This window comes from Caballeronia sp. LZ035 (assembly GCF_031451175.1).
GTDB lineage: Bacteria > Pseudomonadota > Gammaproteobacteria > Burkholderiales > Burkholderiaceae > Caballeronia.
In genome coordinates, this window is record NZ_JARUXS010000001.1 from 907,472 (window position 1) to 926,760 (window position 19,289).

Consider the following 19,289-nt stretch of genomic DNA (forward strand, 5'->3'; position numbering starts at 1 on the left):
ACCGACATGGACACGATGGTTGCGCCGACCGCCGCAGAAGCGGTCTGGATCGTCAGGCTCCAGAGCCATCCGCAGTATGACTTCGTGCGCCTGAAGCGGGTTTTCACGGGGCGCGACTCGCGTCACCGGGTCGTGCTCGTCGACGTGAGAAAGCTGCTCGCGTGCGCCGATCGCGACGACACCGACTACGTGCTCAAGGCCGTCGACGACTGGCATGGCGGCAAGGTGCGCGGCATCCGCGAGTTTCTCGACCCGGACAATCCACGCGTGCCGGAGATGCCGTACGTGACCATCAGCGTGCGGCGCTCGCCCGGCTTGCTCGGGTTGCTCGGTGTGCATCGGGAAGGTGTCGTGGCGTTTCGCAACGGCCAGCATCGCGCGCGCTACATGGCGTATGCCGGCGCGTTGTGCATGCCCGTCGAAGTGCACGAGCGCGAAGCGTCGCTATTGCACGAGATGTGCGCAGCGCCCGATGTGACCAGCGCGGAGTACGGCGAGACCTGAACCCGGCGCGGCCTGCGCGCCGTCATGGGGCGCACAGGCACGGCGCAACGAACCTCGTGTGCGCCGGCCGGCCTCTGGAAAGAGTAGCGCCGTGTCAGTTCGCGGCAGCCGGCACGGCGTTCACCGACACCGACGCCGACGCCGGCACTGGTTTGACCGCCATGTGCGGCGCACGGAAACCCTCGTCCGGAATGCTCGTGGCCGTCGCGAAGCGCTGGCTCAGATAGTCCAGCGCGTAGTCGACGAAAAAGCGCGTCTTGGCCGGCAAGTACTGGCGTCCCGGATAGACGATCGACATCTTGATGTCCGGGTCGTCGATGGCGTAATCGGGCAACAGGCGGACCAGCGTGCCTTCCTTCAGGTCCGCATTCACGATGCCCTCCGGCAGGATCGCGAAGCCGATGCCCTTCAGCGTGCCGAGTCGCACCATCAAGCCGTTGTTCACCGTGTAGACCGGGGTGAGCGTGATCTGGTCGGCAGCGCCGAGGTGATGCCGGAAATGCCAGGTCAGATTGCGCATCTCGTTCGGCAACGCGACCGCGGGTAGTCCGAGGAGATCGGCCGGCGCGACCGGCACGCCGTGCTGCGCGAGGAACTCGGGCGTGGCGACCGGAACGAAGGTGTTGGTGCCGACCGGCCGTTCGACCAGCGCCGTGCTCGACACCATGTAAGCCGTGACGATGCCGACGTCATAGCCGTCTTCGACGAGATCGACGTGGCGCTCGGCGAGCGTCAGGCGCACATTGACCTTCGGATGCAGCCTGCGGAAGCCGTCGATGAGCGGCGTCAGTGTCAGCAGCGACAGCGCGCTCGATGCCACGACGCGCAGCGTGCCGCTCGGCTCGCCCTCGGTATGCGTAATGGCGGATTCAAGATGATCGAGTTCTTCGAGTAACGCGCGGCAGCCTTCGAGATAACGGGTGCCGGCTTCAGTCAGCGAAAGATTTCGTGTGGTTCGATTAATCAGCCGGGTTCGCAAATGCGCTTCCAGCATGGCGATTGCCCGCGTGACGAGCGCATTCGATACATCGAGTTGTTGAGCAGCCCGGCGAAAACTTTCAGTGTCCGCCACCCGCACGAATACTCGCATTGCATGGATCTGGTTCATCATTGCCCTCTCACTGTTGGAGTCATACAGGTTCGCACCCGCCTGCCTCATATCCCAGGCGTGCGTCCAGTATTTGAACACCCCCGTTTCTTGTAGAAATAATATTGATGGGCGTCGTGAATTGCAATATGGAATTCTTTAAAGTTTTGCTACCGATTCCTGATATTTCCGTCATTTTAGAATATTCTTTTATGCACATTCGTCCGACGCGTTTTTTGATGCGAAAAATGAAACTGGAGCGGGGGATAAGCCGGTGAATGTTCGCTGACAACGAATTTATATTTCATCAAATTCGAAGGCGTATGTTGCAATCATTTAACGATGCCTGCATTAATGGAAGCGCAAGCCTTAATTAACCTCGGGCGTCATGCGCGAGGACCACGAAGGTGCATGGTCAATGCTTCGAATGACGACTTGCGTTGTGTTTTTCGACTCTGAATCCCTTTCTGATGTCATCCGGCGCCCGGACTTGCGTGCGCGCAATGGCTGACTCGCCGGGACGTCTTTTTCGCTCCGTTGCGGGCGTGTTCCGTGCTTCGTGATTGCCTGGCTCAACAGGAGGCTTGAATGACCCTTGCCGCATCATCCGTCACGCTGCCGACCGGCGAAACCCTTCCGAAACTCGGACAGGGCACATGGGAAATGGGCGAGCGCCCGAGTGCGCGGGCGAGCGAAATCGCCGCATTGCGGGAGGGCGTCGATCTGGGCATGACGCTCATCGATACCGCGGAAATGTACGGCGACGGCGCGAGCGAGCAGTTGATTGCCGAAGCGCTCGGCGACCGGCGCGACGCGTTGTTCGTCGTCAGCAAGGTGTATCCGCACAACGGCAGCGAGCGCGGCGTTCAGACCGCCTGTGAGCGCAGCCTCAAACGCCTGAAGACCGACCGCATCGATCTGTATCTGCTGCATTGGCGGGGCGGCGAGGATCTGGAAGGCGTCGTGGCCGGCTTCGAAAAATTACAGCGCGACGGCAAAATCCGCCACTGGGGCGTGAGCAACTTCGATACCGACGACATGGAAGAACTTTTCTCCCTGGAAGGCGGCAATGCATGCGCCACCAACCAGATTCTCTATAACGTCGCGCGGCGCGGCGCGGAATTCGACCTGCTGCCGTGGCTGCGCGAACGCCGCATGCCGGCCATGGCCTACAGCCCCGTGGATCACGCGCGCCTGCCGCGCGGCGGCGCGCTGGAAAAGATCGCGGCGGCGCGCGGGGTGTCGGCGTTTCAAGTGGCGCTGGCGTGGGTGCTGAAGCAGCCGGCGGTATTCGCGATTCCGAAGGCGGCGGACGTCGCGCATGTCCGCGAAAACCGCGCGGCGCTCGACCTCGACCTGTCGGCGGATGAACTCGCCGACATCGACCGGCAGTTCAAACCGCCCAAGTCGAAGCGCCCGCTCGAAATGCTTTGAAGAGACGCCTGCTCAACTGCAGGCGTGATGCGCATGCACGGAGCCCAGCACCGCCACTTCGGCGGGCGTGCGCTTCAGGTCGTCTTCGTTGACCTGCTTCGCGTCGGCGACGAAATCTTCGATGATCGACGACACCTTCGTGTCCATCAGGCACAGCGACACGCGTTTCGTCTCCGTCTCCGGCAGCGACATGCGTTGCGACAGGAACAGCACCCCGTACTGATAACCGCGCACGATGCCACGCACTGCGCCCAGGCATTGCGCCTGCGCGGCGTTATCCGACTTGTTGGCGCACTGCTGCGCGAGCGTCCAGGCGGAGAAGGTGGGGTCGGAGGCGCCGGGCGTCAGGGCAGGCGCGGTGGTCTGTGCCTGAGCGGCAAGGGTGACGGCGAATGCAGCGCCGGCGACGAGCGTTGCGCGGGCCATGGAACGGGCGGGTTTCATCGGTTGAATCCTCATTGTTGTGGAACGTCGAACCGATGAGAGACGTCCTGGACCGCTTTGGTTCCGGTGAATGCCCAGGCTGGACGGCCCGTCGTGCAATCAGCCGTCCCGGCGCTGCAGTGTGCGCAACTCTTCCACCGGAATGTGGCAATGAATCGCGTGATCGTTGCCGGCGGTGCGGCAGGGCGGTGTTTCGGTTTCGCATATCGCACCGATCTTGCGCGGGCAGCGCGTATGGAACACGCAGCCCGAAGGCGGATGCGCCGCGCTCGGCAGGTCGCCCGACAAACGAATGCGCTGCGCAAGCGTGCCGTCGAGCGACGGCGCCGACGACAGCAACGCCTCCGTGTACGGATGCTGCGGGCCGCCGAAGACATCGGCGGCGCGGCCGATCTCCATGATGCGGCCGAGATACAGCACCGCGATGCGGTCCGACAGATAGCGCACGACATGCAGATCGTGCGAAATGAACACGTAACTCACGCTGCGTTCGCGCTGCAGGTCGGCGAGCAGGTTGAGGATGGCGGCCTGCACGGAGACGTCGAGCGCGGAGGTCGGTTCGTCGCACACGACCACGCGCGGGTCGCCCGCGAACGCCCGCGCGATCGCCACGCGCTGCTTCAGTCCGCCCGACAGCTGCCGGGTGCGCGCGCCGAGATAGCGCGCCGGCAGCCGCACGGCTTCGGTCAGCGTGTGCAGCCGCGCTTCTTTCGCCGGGCCATGCAGCGCGGCGAGCTTCGACAGCGAACGCGCGATCAGCTGCCGCACCGAATGCGCGCGATTGAGCGCCGAGTCCGGATTCTGGAACACGATCTGCAAGGACTTCACCTGCTCGTCGCTGCGCTGGGTCACGCGCTCGGGCAGGCTGGCGCCGTTGAGTTCCAGCGTGGCGCCCTTATCGGGCGACACGAGACCCAGCAACAGCTTGGCGAGCGTCGTCTTGCCGCTGCCCGATTCGCCCACCAGCCCGAGCGTCTCGCCCTGCACGAGGTCGAGCGAGACATCGTGGACGGCGCGCACGTCCTCGTCGCCGACCCGGAAGGTCTTCGACAGATTGCGCGCCGACAGCGCGAGTTGTCCCGTGCCGTTCGCGACGGGCACCGGCGCTTCGTCGGTGGCGCGCGGCAGGTCTTGCGCACGCTCGTGATAATGGCAGCGCGCCATCTGGTCGCCGTGCGCGGCGGCCACGCGGTAGGGCGGCGGCGCGTCCTTGAGACAGCGCTCGTCGGCGAGCTTGCAGCGCGGCGCGAAGATGCAGCCCTGCGCAATCGCGCCCGGCAAGGGCAGCGAGCCGGGAATGGTGTCGAGCCGGCCGGTTTCCTTGCTGCGTCCCGCGCGCGGCAGGCAGCGCAGCAGACCCACCGTGTACGGATGACGCGGCTTCGCGAACACGTCGGCGGTTGCGCCTTCTTCTACGAGCTTGCCCGCATAGAGCACGCCGACGCGCTCGCACATGCGCCCGATCACCGCGAGGTTGTGGCTGATGAAGAGCACGGCCGTGCCCAGCTCGGCGCGCAGCTGCGCGATGAGGTCGAGCACTTCGGCCTCGACGGTGGCGTCAAGGCCCGTGGTCGGCTCGTCGAGGATCAGCAGTTCCGGATTGCAGGCCAGCGCCATCGCGATGACGACGCGCTGCTGCATGCCGCCCGAAAGCTGATGCGGATAGCTGTCCATCACGCGTTCGGGCGACGCGATGCGCACGCGCCGCAGCATGTCGGCGGTGCGGGCGAGGGCTTCGTCGGCGGAGGCGCCGGTGACCTCGAACGCTTCGGACACTTGCCGCGCAATCGTCAGCGACGGATTCAGCGCGCGTCCCGGATCCTGATAGACCATCGAGACGGCGTTGGCGCGCATGCCGCGCAGCGCGTCGGGGCTGAGTCCGGCGACGTCGCTGCCGGCAATCGTGATCTTGCCCGCCTTCACGCGGCCGTTGCGCGGCAGATAGCGCAGCACCGCGAGCGCGGCGGTCGACTTGCCGCAGCCCGATTCGCCGACGAGCCCGTACGCCTCGCCGCGCTTCACGCGCAGGGTCACGTCCTGGAGCACATCGCGTTCGCGTCCGCGCGACCGGTAGGCGACCGTCAGCCCGACGACGGTCAGTGCGTCGGCCTGGTCGCCTTTCGCGGCGCCGAAGGTGGGGAAGGCCGAGGGCGGGGGGCCGTTCATCGGTCGAGCACTCCCTGCACGGCGTCCGCGACCAGATTCACCGCGACGACCAGCGTGGCGATGGCGGCGGCATCGAACACGACCGTCCACCACGCGCCGCCGGCCATCAGCGTGTAGCACTCGGAGAGGGCGAGGCCCCAGTCGGCCGACGGGGGCTGGATGCCGAAACCGAGGAACGAGAGCGTCGCGACCGCAAAGATGGCGTAGCCGAGCCGCACGGTTGCCTCGACGATGATCGGCGGCAGCACGTTCGGCAGGATCTCCGCGAACATGATGTACAGCGCGTTCTCGCCGCGCAGTTGCGCCGCGAGCACGTAGTCCAGGTGACGCTCGCCGAGCACGGCGGCGCGCACGGTGCGCGCGGTGATCGGCGCGAAGGTCAGGCCGATGACGAGGATCACCGTGGTATTGCTTGCACCTACCGCGGCCAGCGCCAGCAGCGCGACGATCACGAGCGGCAGCGCCAGCAGCGCGTCGATCGCGCGGCCGATCACGGCGTCGACCCAGCCGCCAAAATAGCCGACCGTGAGGCCGATCGCCGTGCCTGCCGCGGTGCCGAGCAGCGTGGCGAGCGGCGCGATGGTAAGGATGTCGCGCGAGCCGACGATCACTCGCGCGAACACGTCGCGGCCGAGCTGATCGGTGCCGAACCAGTGTTCGGCGGAAGGCGGCGCGAGCGAGTTGAGCGGGTCGGAGGCGAATGGATCCTGCGGCACGAGCCAGTGGCCGAACAGCGCGCACAGCACCCAGAACAGCAGGATCAGCACGCCGAGGTCGAAGCTGCCCGAACGGGCGAGCGCGCCGAGCGCCTCGTAGCGGCGCGGCTTGACAGGTGCGGCGGCAGTTGTGCTCACGGTGCGTCTCCGCCGGATTCGGAGGTGCGCAGGCGCGGATTCAGCACGACATACAAGGCGTCCGCGATCAGATTCGCCCCGGTGTAGATCACGCCGATCGTCAGCACGCCGGCTTCGAGCATCGGAAAGTCCTTGCCTTGCGCGGCGGTGTAGATGAGCGAGCCGATGCCCTGATAGTGAAACAGCGTCTCCACCACGACGAGGCCGCCGATCATGTAGCCGAGCTGCGTGGCGGCGACGGTGATGGTCGGCAGCAATGCGTTGCGCAGCACGTGCCGCAGGATCACGACACGCTGCGGCAGGCCTTTCAGGATCGCGGTGCGGGTGTAGTCGGCATCGAGCGCCTCGACCGTGCCGGCGCGCGCCATCCGCGCGATATAGCCGAAGAACACGAACACGAGCGGCAGCACCGGCAGGACCAGATGTTCGAGCTGCGTGAAGAAGCCTGCGCCGGCCGGCGCGGTGGCTTCGATCGGCAGCCATTGCAGCCACACGCCGAAGATCAGGATCAGCACGATCGACGAGACGAATTCCGGCACGACCGTCGCCGTCAGCCCGCCGATGCTGATGAGCCGGTCGATCCACCGGCCCGCGTGGAGCGCCGCGTACACGCCGCCCGCAATGCCGAGCGGCACCACGACGACGAAGGCGAGCGCGCCGAGCTTCGCCGAGTTCCACAGCGCGCCCGCGATGAACGGCGCGACCGGCGCGCGGAATGCATAGGATTCGCCCATGTCGCCGCGCAGGAAATGGCTGATCCAGCCGCTGTATTGCGTGAGCAGCGGCCGGTCGACGCCCAGCTGATGATTGAGCGCCGCGACCGCGCGGGCATCCGCGAGCGGGCCGAGGATCGCGCGGCCAACGTCGCCCGGCAGCAACTGGCCGCCCGCGAAGACGATCATCGACAGCAGCCAGAGCGTGATGAGCGCGAGCAGCAGCCGCACGCCGACGAAGCGCACGATGCGGCGCAGCTTCGCGGCGCCGTTGCCCGGCGTCGCCACGCGCGTGGTGGGCGTGAGCGTGCTCATCGCGTGAACCTCCTTGCCGCGCTCAACCGGCCGCCACCGTCGCGCGGTCGAACCACATTTGCGAAATCGCGTTGAAGCGCACGCCCGAGACGGTCGCGCGCGTGACGATCAACTGGTCGTAGAAATAGGGAATCACGACCGGTGTTTCGTCGAGCAGCAGACGCTGGATCTGCCCGGACAGCTTCTTCTGCGACGCGACATCCAGTGCCGCCACGAACTGCGTGACCAGCTTGTCGTACTCCGCGTTCTTGAAGTGCGCCGCGTTCCAGGTGCCGCCGCTCGTCAGCGGTGCGTTCAGGAACACGTTCGGCACGCCGCGATGACCGTAGTCCGTGATGCCGAGCGGTGAATCGAGCCAGTCCGACTTGCCGAAGGTGCCGGAGCCGTAATACAGGTCCTGGCTTTCCACCTTGAGCGTGATGCGGATGCCGATCGCCTTCGCCGCGTTCTGCACGACCACCGCGAGATCGGGAATCTCCATGTACTTTTCGGTGGTCAGCGTGATGTCGAAACCGTTCGCCACGCCTGCTTCGCCCAGCAACTGCTTGGCCTTCGCGATATCGAGCTTGCGCTGCGGCACGCTCAGGTCGCTCGACGGAAACACCGGCGCGAACGGGCTGTCGTTGCCGACCTGCGCGCGCCCGCGGAACAGACCCTTGACGATCACTTCGCGATTGATCGCGAGCGCCAGCGCCTGGCGCACGCGCTTGTCCTTGAACGCGCCCATGTCGCAGCGCATGTGGATCTGCCGGTGCGAACTGGACTTCGTGCCGAGCACCTTGAACTGCGGATTGGTCAGCATCGAGACGCCGCCCTGCACCGTGAAGTCGCCCATCACGTCGGCCTGGCGTCCCTGCATGGCGAGCAGTTGCGCCTGCTGGTCCGCATAGAACGAGAAGCTCACGCGATCCGGCAGCGATTTCTCGCCCCAGTAGTCGGGATTGCGCACGAACGACGCGCCGACCTTCGGCGTGTACTTTTCCAGCTTCAGCGCGCCCGTGCCCATGAAGGTCTTTTCGTACGGGCCGGTGAAGTTCGCCGGCAGGATCACCGCGTTATACGTATTCGAGGACACGTAATACGGGAAATTGCCGTTGGGGGCGTCGAGGTGAAATTCGACCGTGTGATCGTCGACGGCCTTCGCCGAGTCCTTCGACAGCACGCCCTTCAGCACCGACAGCGCCGCCGAGCCCGCGCCCGGATCCGACAGGCGGTTGAAGGTCGCGACCACGTCTTTGGCGGTCATCGGCTGGCCGTCGTGAAACTTCACGTTCGGGCGGAGCTTGAAGGTCCAGACGTCGCCCTTGTCGTTCGATTTCCACGAGAGCGCGAGCGCCGGGCGCAGCGTCAGGTGTTCGCTGTCGTCGTCGATCAGGAATTCGCCGGTCTGGTTGATCAGCGCGAGACCCGCTGCGTCGGTGACGGTGAGCGGATCCACCGCGCCTGCCGGCGTCAGATGCGCGACACGGATCGTGCCGCCCGGCTTGCCCGTGCCCTGCGCGCGCGCCGACGGCATGCCGAACAGACCGCCGGCCGCGAGCGCGAAGCCGAGCATGCTCGCATGGCGCAGCAGTTCGCGACGGGTGAGGCGGCCGGCCATGAACTCGTCGATCGCATGATTGCCGAGTTCTCCCGCATGCGGGCGGGCGAGGTCGAGGAGAGGCGCGTCGGTGGAAGATGTCTTCATCGTGTGCGGATGTTGTTGTTGTCGCGCCCGCGCCGTGTTGCGCCGGGCGGGCGATCCGTTGAGCCGCGTCGAAAGCGCTGGCGCGTCTGGCCAAGCCAGCAAGATACGCGCCGCGTCTTCGCCCTGAGCTTACCGCTTCAATGGTCGTGCGGATGCTTGTGAATCGGATCGACCCAATAGACTTCCTCGGGCTGCTCCACGGCGTCGATGTTCAGATTCACGACGACCGCTTCATTGTCGCTGCGCACCAGCACGCATTCGAGCGGCTCGTCGGTCCGGGCGTTGATCTCCTGATGCGGCACGTAGGGCGGCACGAAGATGAAGTCGCCGGGACCGGCTTCGGCCGTGAATTCGAGATGTTCGCCCCAGCGCATGCGCGCCTGACCGCGCACGACATAGATCACGCTCTCGAGCGCGCCGTGATGATGCGCGCCGGTTTTCGCATTCGGATGGATAGTGACCGTGCCGGCCCAGATCTTCTGGGCGCCGACCCGTGCGGCGTTGATCGCGGCAGCGCGGTTCATGCCGGGCGTCTGCGCGGTGTTGGTGTCGAGCTGATCGCCCCGGATGACCTTGACGCCGTGCTCGCGCCAATCGATATGCTGATGTGCGTCGCTCATGTCGTGCTCGTGTCGCGGTTGGGTTGTATCCGTCTGCGGATAGAGAAAGTCCGTTGCGGCCAATCCTGCGCCGGCAACGGACCTCGAGGCTACAGGCATGCTACACGCATTTCTGCGCGCGCCTGGCCAGCGTTTCTACTTCGACTTCGAGTTGATGATCGCCTCGGAGACGTTCGACGGCGTCTCCGCGTAGTGCTTGAACTCCATCGTGTAGGTGGCGCGGCCTTGCGTCAGCGAGCGCAGCGACGTGGAATAGCCGAACATCTCGGCGAGCGGCACTTCGGCGCGCACCAGCTTGCCGCCGCCGCCCGCGATGTCCTCCATGCCCTGCACGATGCCGCGCCGGCCGGACAGGTCGCCCATCACGTTGCCCATGAAGTCCTCGGGCGTCTCGACTTCGACGGCCATCATCGGTTCGAGCAGCACGGGCCGCGCGCGGCGCATGGCTTCCTTGAAGGCCATCGAGCCGGCCATGCGGAACGCGTTTTCATTCGAGTCCACGTCATGGTAGGAACCGAAGGTCAGCCGCACCTTCACGTCGACGACCGGATAGCCCGCGAGCACGCCGGCCTTGAGCGTTTCCTGGATGCCCTTGTCCACGGCCGGGATGTATTCGCGCGGAATCACGCCGCCCTTGATCTGGTCGACGAACTCGTAGCCCTTGCCCGCGTCCGGCTCCAGCGCGATCACCACGTGACCGTACTGGCCGCGACCGCCCGACTGCTTGACGAACTTGCCCTCGACGTCCTCGACCTTGTTGCGCACCGTCTCGCGATACGCGACCTGCGGCTTGCCGACCGTTGCCTCGACGCCGAACTCGCGCCTCATCCGGTCGACGAGAATTTCGAGGTGCAGCTCGCCCATGCCGGAGATGATGGTCTGGCCGGATTCCTCGTCGCTGGTCACGCGGAAAGACGGATCTTCCTGCGCGAGCCGGTTGAGCGCGATGCCCATCTTTTCCTGGTCGGCCTTCGTCTTCGGCTCGACGGCCTGCGAAATCACCGGTTCCGGAAAGATCATCCGTTCAAGGATGATGACCTTGTTCGGATCGCACAGCGTGTCGCCGGTCGTCGCTTCCTTCAGGCCGACCGCCGCGGCGATGTCGCCCGCGCGCACTTCCTTGATTTCCTTGCGCTCGTTGGCGTGCATCTGCAGGATCCGGCCAAGACGCTCCTTCTTTTCCTTGACCGGGTTGTAGACCGTGTCGCCTGAATTCACCACGCCCGAATACACGCGGAAAAAGATCAGCTGACCCACGAACGGGTCCGTCATGATCTTGAAGGCGAGCGCGGAGAACGGCTCGTCGTCGCTCGGATGACGCTCGGCTTCCTGGTCGTCCTCGGTATGGCCGAGAATGGCGGGGACGTCGACCGGCGAGGGCAGGTAGTCGATCACGGCGTCGAGCATGGCCTGCACGCCCTTGTTCTTGAACGCGCTGCCGCACAGCATCGGCACGATTTCATTGGCGACCGTGCGCTTTCTCAGCGCCGCCTTGATCTCGTCCTCGGTCAGGCTCTCGTGATCTTCCAGATATTTCTCGAGCAACTCCTCGCTGGACTCGGCCGCGGCCTCGACCATCTTCTCGCGCCACTCATGGGCGAGTTCCTTGAGGTTGTCGGGAATCTCCTCGTAGCTGAACTTGATGCCCTGGCTGTCGTCGTCCCAGACGATCGCCTTCATCTTCACGAGGTCGACCACGCCCTGGAAATGTTCTTCCGCGCCGATCGGAATCTGGATCGGCACGGCCACGCCCTTCAGGCGCTCGCCGATCTGCCGCTGCACGCGGAAGAAGTCTGCGCCGACGCGGTCCATCTTGTTGACGAACGCAATGCGCGGCACCTTGTACTTGTTCGCCTGACGCCACACGGTTTCGGACTGCGGCTGCACGCCGCCGACCGAGTCGTACACCATGCAGGCGCCGTCGAGCACGCGCATCGAGCGTTCGACTTCGATGGTGAAGTCCACGTGACCCGGCGTGTCGATGATGTTGATGCGATGTTCCGGATAGTTGCCTGCCATGCCTTTCCAGAAGGCCGTGGTGGCGGCGGAGGTGATCGTGATGCCGCGTTCCTGCTCTTGTTCCATCCAGTCCATCGTGGCCGCGCCGTCGTGAACCTCGCCGATCTTGTGCGTCACGCCGGTGTAGAAAAGGATGCGCTCGGTAGTCGTGGTTTTGCCGGCATCGATGTGAGCGCTGATTCCGATGTTCCGATAGCGCTCGATGGGAGTCTTGCGGGGCACGTGAACCTCCTGTGGATGAAACGACCGGAACAGGCAGTGCAAAGCCCGTTCCGGCCCATGCGAATCCTTCAAGAATAGCGCGTCGGCAGGCTTTTTGCAGGAATCACGGAAGGCGCGCGGCAGCTTGGTGAGCCGAAAAAAAACCGGCGGGATGCGCCGGTTTCGATCGTCGAAGGTCGTCTCTTCACACGCTCCGTTTCATTGCGCATGTCATTGCGCGCGCGGCAGTCCCTTGATCTGCATGCCCGGCTTGATGCCCTTCGCGGCGAACCAGCCCTTGCTCATTTCGAGCGCATAAACGCCGTTGTTGCGCGGGCAGTGATTGTTCTCCGTTTCGGCCTGCATCTCGTCGATGTCGGTGACCGTGCCGTCCGCGCGGATGAAGGCAATCGACAGCGGGATCAACGTGTTCTTCATCCAGAAGCAATGTACGGCGTTTTCGTTGAACACGAACAGCATGCCTTCATTCGGCGCGAGCTGGGTGCGATACATGAGCCCTTGCTCGCGATCGGCGTCGCTGGCGGCGACCGCTGCATCGATCACGAACATGCCGGCGGTCAGCTTGGCGCGCGGGAAGTCGGAGGGTTGCTTGGCGCCGGGCGGCATGGTCTGCGCCTGTGCGGTTTGCACCAGAGGAAGCGCCGCGCACGGCAGGGCGAGCGCGATCACGCAGGCGCGCACCAGCTTGATGAGGTTGAGTCGTTGATTCCGGACACGCGCGACGACACGCAAGACGAGGTTCACGGCAAAGCTCCCTTATACATTCAGTTGCGTCATTCAGTTGCGTCATTCAAGTGCGACTTTGTTGCCCATTCTGTTGCTCGAGCGCTCGGGCAAACCCCGCGCATGTTACTCGATGCGGCCGCACAAAACAAAAGGGCAGACGCCTTGCGGCGGTCTGCCCTGCAACGCCGTGAGCACGGCGGTAAGACTCGTTCTTTACAGCTATACGGCGTGTTACACCAAACTTACTGAGCTGCCGAAGCGGCTTCCGGAGCCGATGCTGCCTTCTTGTGCGACTTCTTCGACGACTTGTGCGACTTCTTGTGAGCCGACTTGTGAGCCGACGAAGCAGCTGCCGGAGCAGCAGCAGCCGGTGCCGAAGCTTCTTGTGCGAATGCAGCGGTTGCGAACAGGCCAGCGACGAGAGCAGCGATCAGTTTGTTCATTCTGTAAATCCTCAGCTTGAGTTGATTAACCAAGACGACCCGGTCATGGAGTCATGTCGGTAAACGAGCCACCTACCTTTCGGTTGACAGCCGTATCGATTGATTTAAAGACGACACGCCTGTGAACGTTGAACCTTTCAAACACCCTGGAGCACACAGCGTGCTGTAATCGGTTATGCGCTCATGCCGGATAGCTTTTCGCGGCATCTGGGGCCCTTAACGCATCGTGTGAAGACTCGGTTGACGCGGATTTTCGGAAAATGCGCAGCAGAACCGAAAAAATTTGGACAGCGCGAAACGCCGCGAAACGCATTAGCCGATCTTCATGACATGCGTATTCAAACGCGCATCGAAGCGCTCTCGGCGAGGCATTTTCTAAGAAAGGTGAATGGGATTCATCGAAGGCGTTGCCAGGGTGCGGCCGGCGCCACCTCGACAGACTGACCCGGCGCGAGCCCGAGCGTGAAGAGGTCGAGTGCGCCGATCGCGACGCGCACCAGCCGCAGCGTCGGAAAGCCGACCGCTGCCGTCATGCGCCGCACCTGGCGGTTCTTGCCTTCGGTGATGGCGAGTTCGATCCAGGTCGTCGGAATCGCCGCGCGATAGCGGACCGGCGGCGTGCGTGGCCAGAGCGCCTGCGAGGCGTCGTCCGCGACCAAGGCGGCGCGGCATGGACGCGTCACGTAGTCGCCGAGATCGACGCCGCGCGCGAGATGCGCGAGGGCGGCGTCGTCGGGCGCGCCTTCCACTTGCGCCCAGTAGCGCTTGACGAGCTTGTGGCGCGGCTCCGCGATGCGCGCCTGCAGGGCGCCGTCGTCGGTGAGCAGCAGCAGGCCCTCGCTGTCGGCGTCGAGCCGCCCCGCCGGATAAACGCCCGGTGTGCTGACCCAGTCCGCGAGCGACGCGCGTGTTTCATGCGCGGAGAACTGGCAGATGGTGCCGAAGGGTTTGTTGAGGGCGATCAATGGCATGCGAAGCGCGCGCGACTAAAGTGACGGGTTCGGGTGACGGGTTCGGCCCGGAGAATCCGGCATCTTAAAGCATGCATGGCGCGGGCCCTTGCCGTGTCCGCGCAGCCTCCGCGCTGCCCGCAGGCGGTCATGCGTGGTTAGAATGACGTTCTCGCCATGACGGCACGCGCCCACGCGCGCATGCCGGAGTGGGCGCTCTCCATCCAGTTTGCTTCCATTCAGCCCGGCCTTCTCTGGAGTCGACCATGCCGTATCAGCACATCAAGGTTCCGGCGGACGGTGACAAGATCACCGTCAACGCGGATTTCTCGCTCAACGTATCGGACCAGCCGATCATTCCGTTCATCGAAGGCGACGGCACGGGCGTCGATATCACGCCGGTCATGATCAAGGTCGTCGATGCGGCGGTGGAGAAGGCCTACGGCGGCAAGCGCAAGATCCACTGGATGGAGATCTACGCGGGCGAGAAGGCCACCCGGGTCTATGGCCCGGATGTCTGGCTGCCGGACGAAACGCTCGACGTCGTGAAGGATTACATCGTCTCCATCAAGGGGCCGCTGACGACGCCGGTCGGCGGCGGCATCCGCTCGCTGAACGTCGCGCTGCGCCAGCAACTCGATCTCTACGTGTGCCTGCGCCCGGTGCGCTATTTCAAGGGTGTGCCGTCGCCGGTGCGCGAGCCGGAAAAAATCGACATGGTGATCTTCCGCGAGAACTCGGAAGACATCTACGCGGGCGTCGAATGGCCGGCGGAGTCGCCCGAGGCGAAGAAGGTCATCCGGTTCCTGCGCGAAGAGATGGGCGTGAGGAAGATCCGCTTTCCCGATTCGTCGGGCCTGGGCATCAAGCCGGTGTCGCGCGAGGGCACCGAGCGTCTGGTGCGCAAGGCGATCCAGTACGCCATCGACCACGACCGCCGTTCGGTCACGCTGGTGCACAAGGGCAACATCATGAAGTTCACGGAAGGCGCTTCCCGCGATTACGGCTATGCGCTCGCGCAGAAGGAATTCGGCGCGGAACTGATCGACGGCGGCCCGTGGATGAAGGTCAAGAGCCCGAAGACGGGCAACGACATCGTCGTGAAGGACGTGATCGCCGATGCCTTCCTGCAGCAGATCCTGCTGCGTCCGGCGGAATATGACGTCATTGCCACGCTTAACCTGAACGGCGACTACATCTCGGATGCCCTGGCGGCACAGGTGGGCGGCATTGGCATTGCGCCGGGAGCGAACATGTCGGATTCGGTTGCGATGTTCGAAGCGACGCACGGCACCGCGCCGAAATATGCGGGCAAGGATTATGTGAATCCCGGCTCGGAAATTCTTTCAGCCGAAATGATGCTGCGTCATCTCGGCTGGTTTGAAGCGGCGGACCGCGTGATTCAGTCGATGGAACAGTCCATTTTGTCGAAACGCGTCACTTACGATTTCGCCCGTCTCATGGAAGGCGCAATTCAGGTTTCCTGTTCGGGCTTCGGCGAGGTGATGATCGAGAATATGTAACGGCTCACGGTTATTCGAGCGCGCATGTTGAAAACCCCGAAAGGCCTACGCCTTTCGGGGTTTTTATTTGGCGAATAGGGTCAATATCTGAGTTGTCGCGTGGCGGAACCGGACGTAAAAAACCCGGCGCGGAGGCCGGGTTCACGAGGCAGGTTCTGATCGAACGGTCAGGCAGAGTCCTGGATGTTCGAAGCTTGTTTGCCTTTCGGTCCCTGAACAATCTCAAAGCTGACCTTCTGGCCTTCCTTGAGCGTCTTGAACCCATTCATTTGAATCGCCGAGAAGTGAGCAAACAGATCCTCGCCGCCTTCATCGGGCGTGATAAATCCATAGCCTTTCGCGTCGTTGAACCATTTGACCGTACCAGTAGACATTCGTACTTCCCCTCTAACTCTCGTCGCATCCCAAGAGCCGTTGGAAAAGATTGGCGACCCACCCCTCATTGCGAGTGCCCTCTCTTCTTCACTGGCTCACCTCGGGCATTTCTTATCCGCGGAGTGGCCCCCGGAAAAAAGTGCCAGTTTGATTGTTGAATCTCTTAAATCGGGTGTCAAGGAATTTTTGGGATGGCCGATAAGCTCGTTGCAAAGAGCACATTCGTAGGGGTAATTCCTGCTTTGCGTGTGCGGCGCCGTCCAAGCAGCGCACCTTGAAAAGACGCATAATCGACTCACTTGTGTGATACGGCCAGCACTGGCGGCGGGCGGTACAGCCGGTTTTTTTGAAGCTGTGCGATACTGGGTTCGACGAGGTGCAAGCGGGCCGCGCCGGACCACAGGGGCCGCGGCAGGATTCGATGGACCTTCGCTGCGCGAGCACGTTTCCAGTCATTTATGCCGGGTCTTCGGGCCGGTGCTGGAGCGGCGATTGCGGGGATGTCCGTGTTGTTTAGAATGGGTGTATGGCGACCAATCCCAACAAGCAGGACGGCACGGTACTGGAGCGGCAGGAGCAGAAGCTCAAGAAGCCGGCCATGTACAAAGTGGTGCTGCTGAATGACGACTTCACGCCGATGGAATTCGTCGTGATGGTCGTGCAGGAACACTTTAATAAGGACCGCGAGACTGCGACGCAGATCATGCTGAAGGTTCATCGCGAAGGCAGGGGAGTTTGTGGGGTCTACACGCGAGATATTGCGTCGACCAAAGTTGAGCAAGTCGTTAGCCATGCACGGCAAGCGGGGCATCCGCTGCAGTGCGTGATGGAGGAAGCATGATTGCCCAGGAACTGGAAGTCAGTCTGCACATGGCGTTTATGGAAGCACGTCAGGCGCGGCATGAGTTCATAACGGTCGAGCATCTGTTGCTTGCCCTGTTGGACAATCCGACCGCGGCTGAGGTGTTGCGCGCCTGCGCAGCCAACATTGAAGATTTGCGGCAGAACCTGCGCAATTTCATTCATGACAACACGCCGACCGTGCCGGGCACGGACGACGTCGATACTCAGCCGACGCTTGGTTTCCAGCGCGTGATCCAGCGCGCGATCATGCATGTGCAATCGACCTCGAACGGCAAGAAGGAAGTGACCGGCGCGAACGTGCTGGTGGCGATCTTCGGCGAGAAGGACTCGCACGCGGTGTACTACCTGCAGCAGCAGGGCGTGACGCGACTCGACGTGGTGAACTTCATTTCCCACGGCATCGCCAAGACGAATGGCGGCGAGTCCGCCAAGGCGAACAGCGAGGCCAATCCCGAGTCGGAAGACGCTGCCGCGCAGAAGGAAACGCCGCTTGCGCAATTCACGCAGAACCTCAATCAGCTCGCCAAGGACGGCAAGATCGATCCGCTGATCGGCCGCGAGCCGGAAGTCGAGCGCGTGGTGCAGGTGCTGTGCCGCCGGCGCAAGAACAATCCGCTGCTGGTGGGTGAAGCCGGCGTCGGCAAGACGGCCATCGCCGAGGGTCTCGCGTGGCGCATCACGCGCGGCGAAGTGCCGGACATCCTGGCGGATGCGCAGGTCTATTCGCTGGACATGGGCGCATTGCTCGCGGGCACCAAGTATCGCGGCGATTTCGAGCAGCGCCTGAAGACGGTGCTGAAGGAACTGAAGGAGCGTCCGCACGCCATCCTGTTCATCGACGAGATTCATACGCTGATCGGTGCGGGCGCGGCCTCGGGCGGCACGCTGGATGCATCGAACCTGCTGAAGCCGGCGCTGTCGTCGGGACAGCTGAAGTGCATCGGCGCCACTACGTTCACCGAATACCGCGGCATCTTCGAGAAGGACGCGGCGCTCTCCCGCCGGTTCCAGAAGGTCGATGTCACCGAGCCGTCGGTTGAACAGACCGTCGCCATCCTGCGCGGCCTCAAGACGCGCTTCGAAGAGCATCACGGCGTGAAGTATTCGTCGGGTGCGCTCTCGGCGGCAGCGGAACTGTCGGCGCGCTTCATCACGGACCGTCATCTGCCCGACAAGGCGATCGACGTCATCGACGAAGCGGGCGCCGCGCAACGCATCCTGCCGAAGTCGAAGCAGAAGAAGACTATCGGCAAGAGCGAGATCGAAGAGATCATCTCGAAGATCGCGCGCGTGCCGCCGCAAAGCGTGTCGCAGGACGACCGCAGCAAGCTCCAGACGCTCGACCGCGACCTGAAGGCCGTCGTGTTCGGCCAGGATCCGGCCATCGACGCGCTGTCGGCCTCCATCAAGATGGCGCGCGCGGGTCTCGGCAAGACGGACAAGCCGATCGGCGCGTTCCTGTTCTCCGGCCCCACGGGTGTCGGCAAGACCGAAGTGGCGAAGCAGCTGGCGTTCACGCTGGGCATCGAACTGCTGCGCTTCGACATGTCGGAATACATGGAGCGTCATGCGGTGAGCCGGTTGATCGGCGCGCCGCCCGGCTATGTCGGTTTCGACCAGGGCGGCCTGCTGACCGAAGCCGTCACGAAGAAGCCGCATTGCGTGTTGCTGCTGGATGAAATCGAGAAGGCGCATCCGGACATCTACAACGTGCTGCTGCAGGTGATGGATCACGGCACGCTGACGGACAACAACGGCCGCAAGGCGGACTTCCGCAACGTCATCATCATCATGACGACGAACGCGGGTGCCGAGGCCATGGGCAAGTCGGTGATCGGCTTCACTTCGCGCCGTGAGTCGGGCGACGAGATGAACGACATCAAGCGCATGTTCACGCCGGAGTTCCGCAACCGTCTGGATTCGATCATCAGCTTCCGTTCGCTCGATGAAGAAATCATCCTGCGCGTGGTCGACAAGTTCCTCATGCAACTGGAAGATCAGTTGCACGAGAAGAAGGTCGATGCCGTCTTCACCGACGCGCTGCGCCATCATCTGGCCAAGCATGGTTTCGACCCGTTGATGGGCGCGCGGCCGATGCAGCGTCTGATCCAGGACACGATCCGTCGTGCGCTGGCCGACGAGCTGCTGTTCGGCAAGTTGATGAATGGCGGTCGCGTCACGGTGGATGTCGATGAAGAAGACAAGGTGAAGATCACCTTCGACGAGAATTCGGCGCCGCCGCGCAATCCGAATCCGGAAACGATCGAAGTCGAATAAGCCTTGCGGGTTGAGGTAGAGAAAACGGCGCGAGTGACCCTCGCGCCGTTTTCGTTTGCATCGTCA

17 protein-coding genes are annotated in these 19,289 nt (G+C 63.5%); 5 read left to right on the forward strand and 12 right to left on the reverse strand.

Annotated elements, in window-relative coordinates:
- The first annotated feature begins 6 nt into the window (after positions 1-6).
- The gene (locus QCE88_RS04260) at positions 7-504 is read left to right on the forward strand and encodes a plasmid fertility inhibition factor family protein (protein ID WP_309899473.1); all 498 of its coding nucleotides are present in this window, start codon (positions 7-9) and stop codon (positions 502-504) included.
- A gap of 94 nt (positions 505-598) precedes the next feature.
- Here QCE88_RS04260 and QCE88_RS04265 read toward each other — a convergent pair whose 3' ends face one another.
- Positions 599-1,615, reverse strand: a complete 1,017-nt coding sequence (locus QCE88_RS04265) for a LysR family transcriptional regulator (RefSeq protein ID WP_309899475.1) — start codon at positions 1,613-1,615, stop codon at positions 599-601.
- A gap of 564 nt (positions 1,616-2,179) precedes the next feature.
- Here QCE88_RS04265 and QCE88_RS04270 point away from each other — a divergent pair.
- A complete protein-coding gene (locus tag QCE88_RS04270; RefSeq protein ID WP_309899478.1) occupies positions 2,180-3,025 on the forward strand; it encodes an aldo/keto reductase in 846 nt (281 codons plus the stop codon).
- Positions 3,026-3,037: 12 nt separating this feature from the next.
- Here QCE88_RS04270 and QCE88_RS04275 read toward each other — a convergent pair whose 3' ends face one another.
- The 10 genes from QCE88_RS04275 to QCE88_RS04320 all read right to left on the reverse strand — a co-directional run bounded on the left by QCE88_RS04275 (position 3,038) and on the right by QCE88_RS04320 (position 14,205).
- A complete protein-coding gene (locus QCE88_RS04275) occupies positions 3,038-3,469 on the reverse strand; it encodes a hypothetical protein (protein ID WP_309899480.1) in 432 nt (143 codons plus the stop codon).
- Positions 3,470-3,568: 99 nt separating this feature from the next.
- The gene (locus tag QCE88_RS04280; protein WP_309899482.1) at positions 3,569-5,635 is read right to left on the reverse strand and encodes an ABC transporter ATP-binding protein; all 2,067 of its coding nucleotides are present in this window, start codon (positions 5,633-5,635) and stop codon (positions 3,569-3,571) included.
- Entirely contained in the window at positions 5,632-6,489 is an 858-nt protein-coding gene (locus QCE88_RS04285; RefSeq protein ID WP_309899484.1) for an ABC transporter permease, read from the reverse strand. Before QCE88_RS04285 ends, QCE88_RS04280 begins: the two co-directional genes overlap by 4 nt.
- The gene (locus tag QCE88_RS04290) at positions 6,486-7,517 is read right to left on the reverse strand and encodes an ABC transporter permease (RefSeq protein ID WP_309899486.1); all 1,032 of its coding nucleotides are present in this window, start codon (positions 7,515-7,517) and stop codon (positions 6,486-6,488) included. The genes QCE88_RS04285 and QCE88_RS04290 overlap by 4 nt, the downstream gene beginning before the upstream one ends.
- Before the next feature lie 22 nt (positions 7,518-7,539).
- Positions 7,540-9,204, reverse strand: coding sequence for an ABC transporter substrate-binding protein (locus tag QCE88_RS04295; RefSeq protein ID WP_309899488.1), 1,665 nt, complete (start codon positions 9,202-9,204; stop codon positions 7,540-7,542).
- A 137-nt stretch (positions 9,205-9,341) separates the two neighbouring features.
- Positions 9,342-9,824: a cupin domain-containing protein gene (locus QCE88_RS04300; protein WP_309807436.1), complete on the reverse strand. Its 483-nt coding sequence runs from the start codon at positions 9,822-9,824 to the stop codon at positions 9,342-9,344.
- A gap of 135 nt (positions 9,825-9,959) precedes the next feature.
- Positions 9,960-12,065, reverse strand: a complete 2,106-nt coding sequence (gene fusA / locus QCE88_RS04305; protein WP_309899490.1) for an elongation factor G — start codon at positions 12,063-12,065, stop codon at positions 9,960-9,962.
- Between the two features lie 210 nt (positions 12,066-12,275).
- Positions 12,276-12,749, reverse strand: coding sequence for a DUF192 domain-containing protein (locus QCE88_RS04310; RefSeq protein ID WP_309903389.1), 474 nt, complete (start codon positions 12,747-12,749; stop codon positions 12,276-12,278).
- Positions 12,750-13,033: 284 nt separating this feature from the next.
- Entirely contained in the window at positions 13,034-13,234 is a 201-nt protein-coding gene (locus QCE88_RS04315) for a hypothetical protein (RefSeq protein WP_309899492.1), read from the reverse strand.
- Positions 13,235-13,629: 395 nt separating this feature from the next.
- On the reverse strand, positions 13,630-14,205 hold the full coding sequence (locus QCE88_RS04320; RefSeq protein WP_309899494.1) for a pseudouridine synthase: 576 nt from the start codon (positions 14,203-14,205) through the stop codon (positions 13,630-13,632).
- A 245-nt stretch (positions 14,206-14,450) separates the two neighbouring features.
- Between QCE88_RS04320 and icd the strand changes: the two genes are divergently transcribed.
- Positions 14,451-15,707 carry an NADP-dependent isocitrate dehydrogenase gene (gene icd, locus QCE88_RS04325; RefSeq protein WP_309899496.1) on the forward strand — a complete coding sequence of 419 codons (1,257 nt, stop codon included), beginning with the start codon at positions 14,451-14,453 and terminating at the stop codon, positions 15,705-15,707.
- A 167-nt stretch (positions 15,708-15,874) separates the two neighbouring features.
- Here the strand turns inward: icd and QCE88_RS04330 are convergent, their stop codons facing one another.
- Positions 15,875-16,081, reverse strand: coding sequence for a cold-shock protein (locus QCE88_RS04330; protein WP_309830834.1), 207 nt, complete (start codon positions 16,079-16,081; stop codon positions 15,875-15,877).
- A gap of 527 nt (positions 16,082-16,608) precedes the next feature.
- Here QCE88_RS04330 and clpS point away from each other — a divergent pair.
- Together clpS and clpA are read left to right on the forward strand one after the other, a co-directional pair.
- On the forward strand, positions 16,609-16,923 hold the full coding sequence (gene clpS, locus QCE88_RS04335) for an ATP-dependent Clp protease adapter ClpS (protein WP_309899499.1): 315 nt from the start codon (positions 16,609-16,611) through the stop codon (positions 16,921-16,923).
- Positions 16,920-19,223 (forward strand): ATP-dependent Clp protease ATP-binding subunit ClpA, encoded by a 2,304-nt coding sequence (gene clpA / locus QCE88_RS04340; RefSeq protein WP_309899501.1) that lies wholly within the window; start codon positions 16,920-16,922, stop codon positions 19,221-19,223. Before clpS ends, clpA begins: the two co-directional genes overlap by 4 nt.
- Positions 19,224-19,289: the final 66 nt, after the last annotated feature.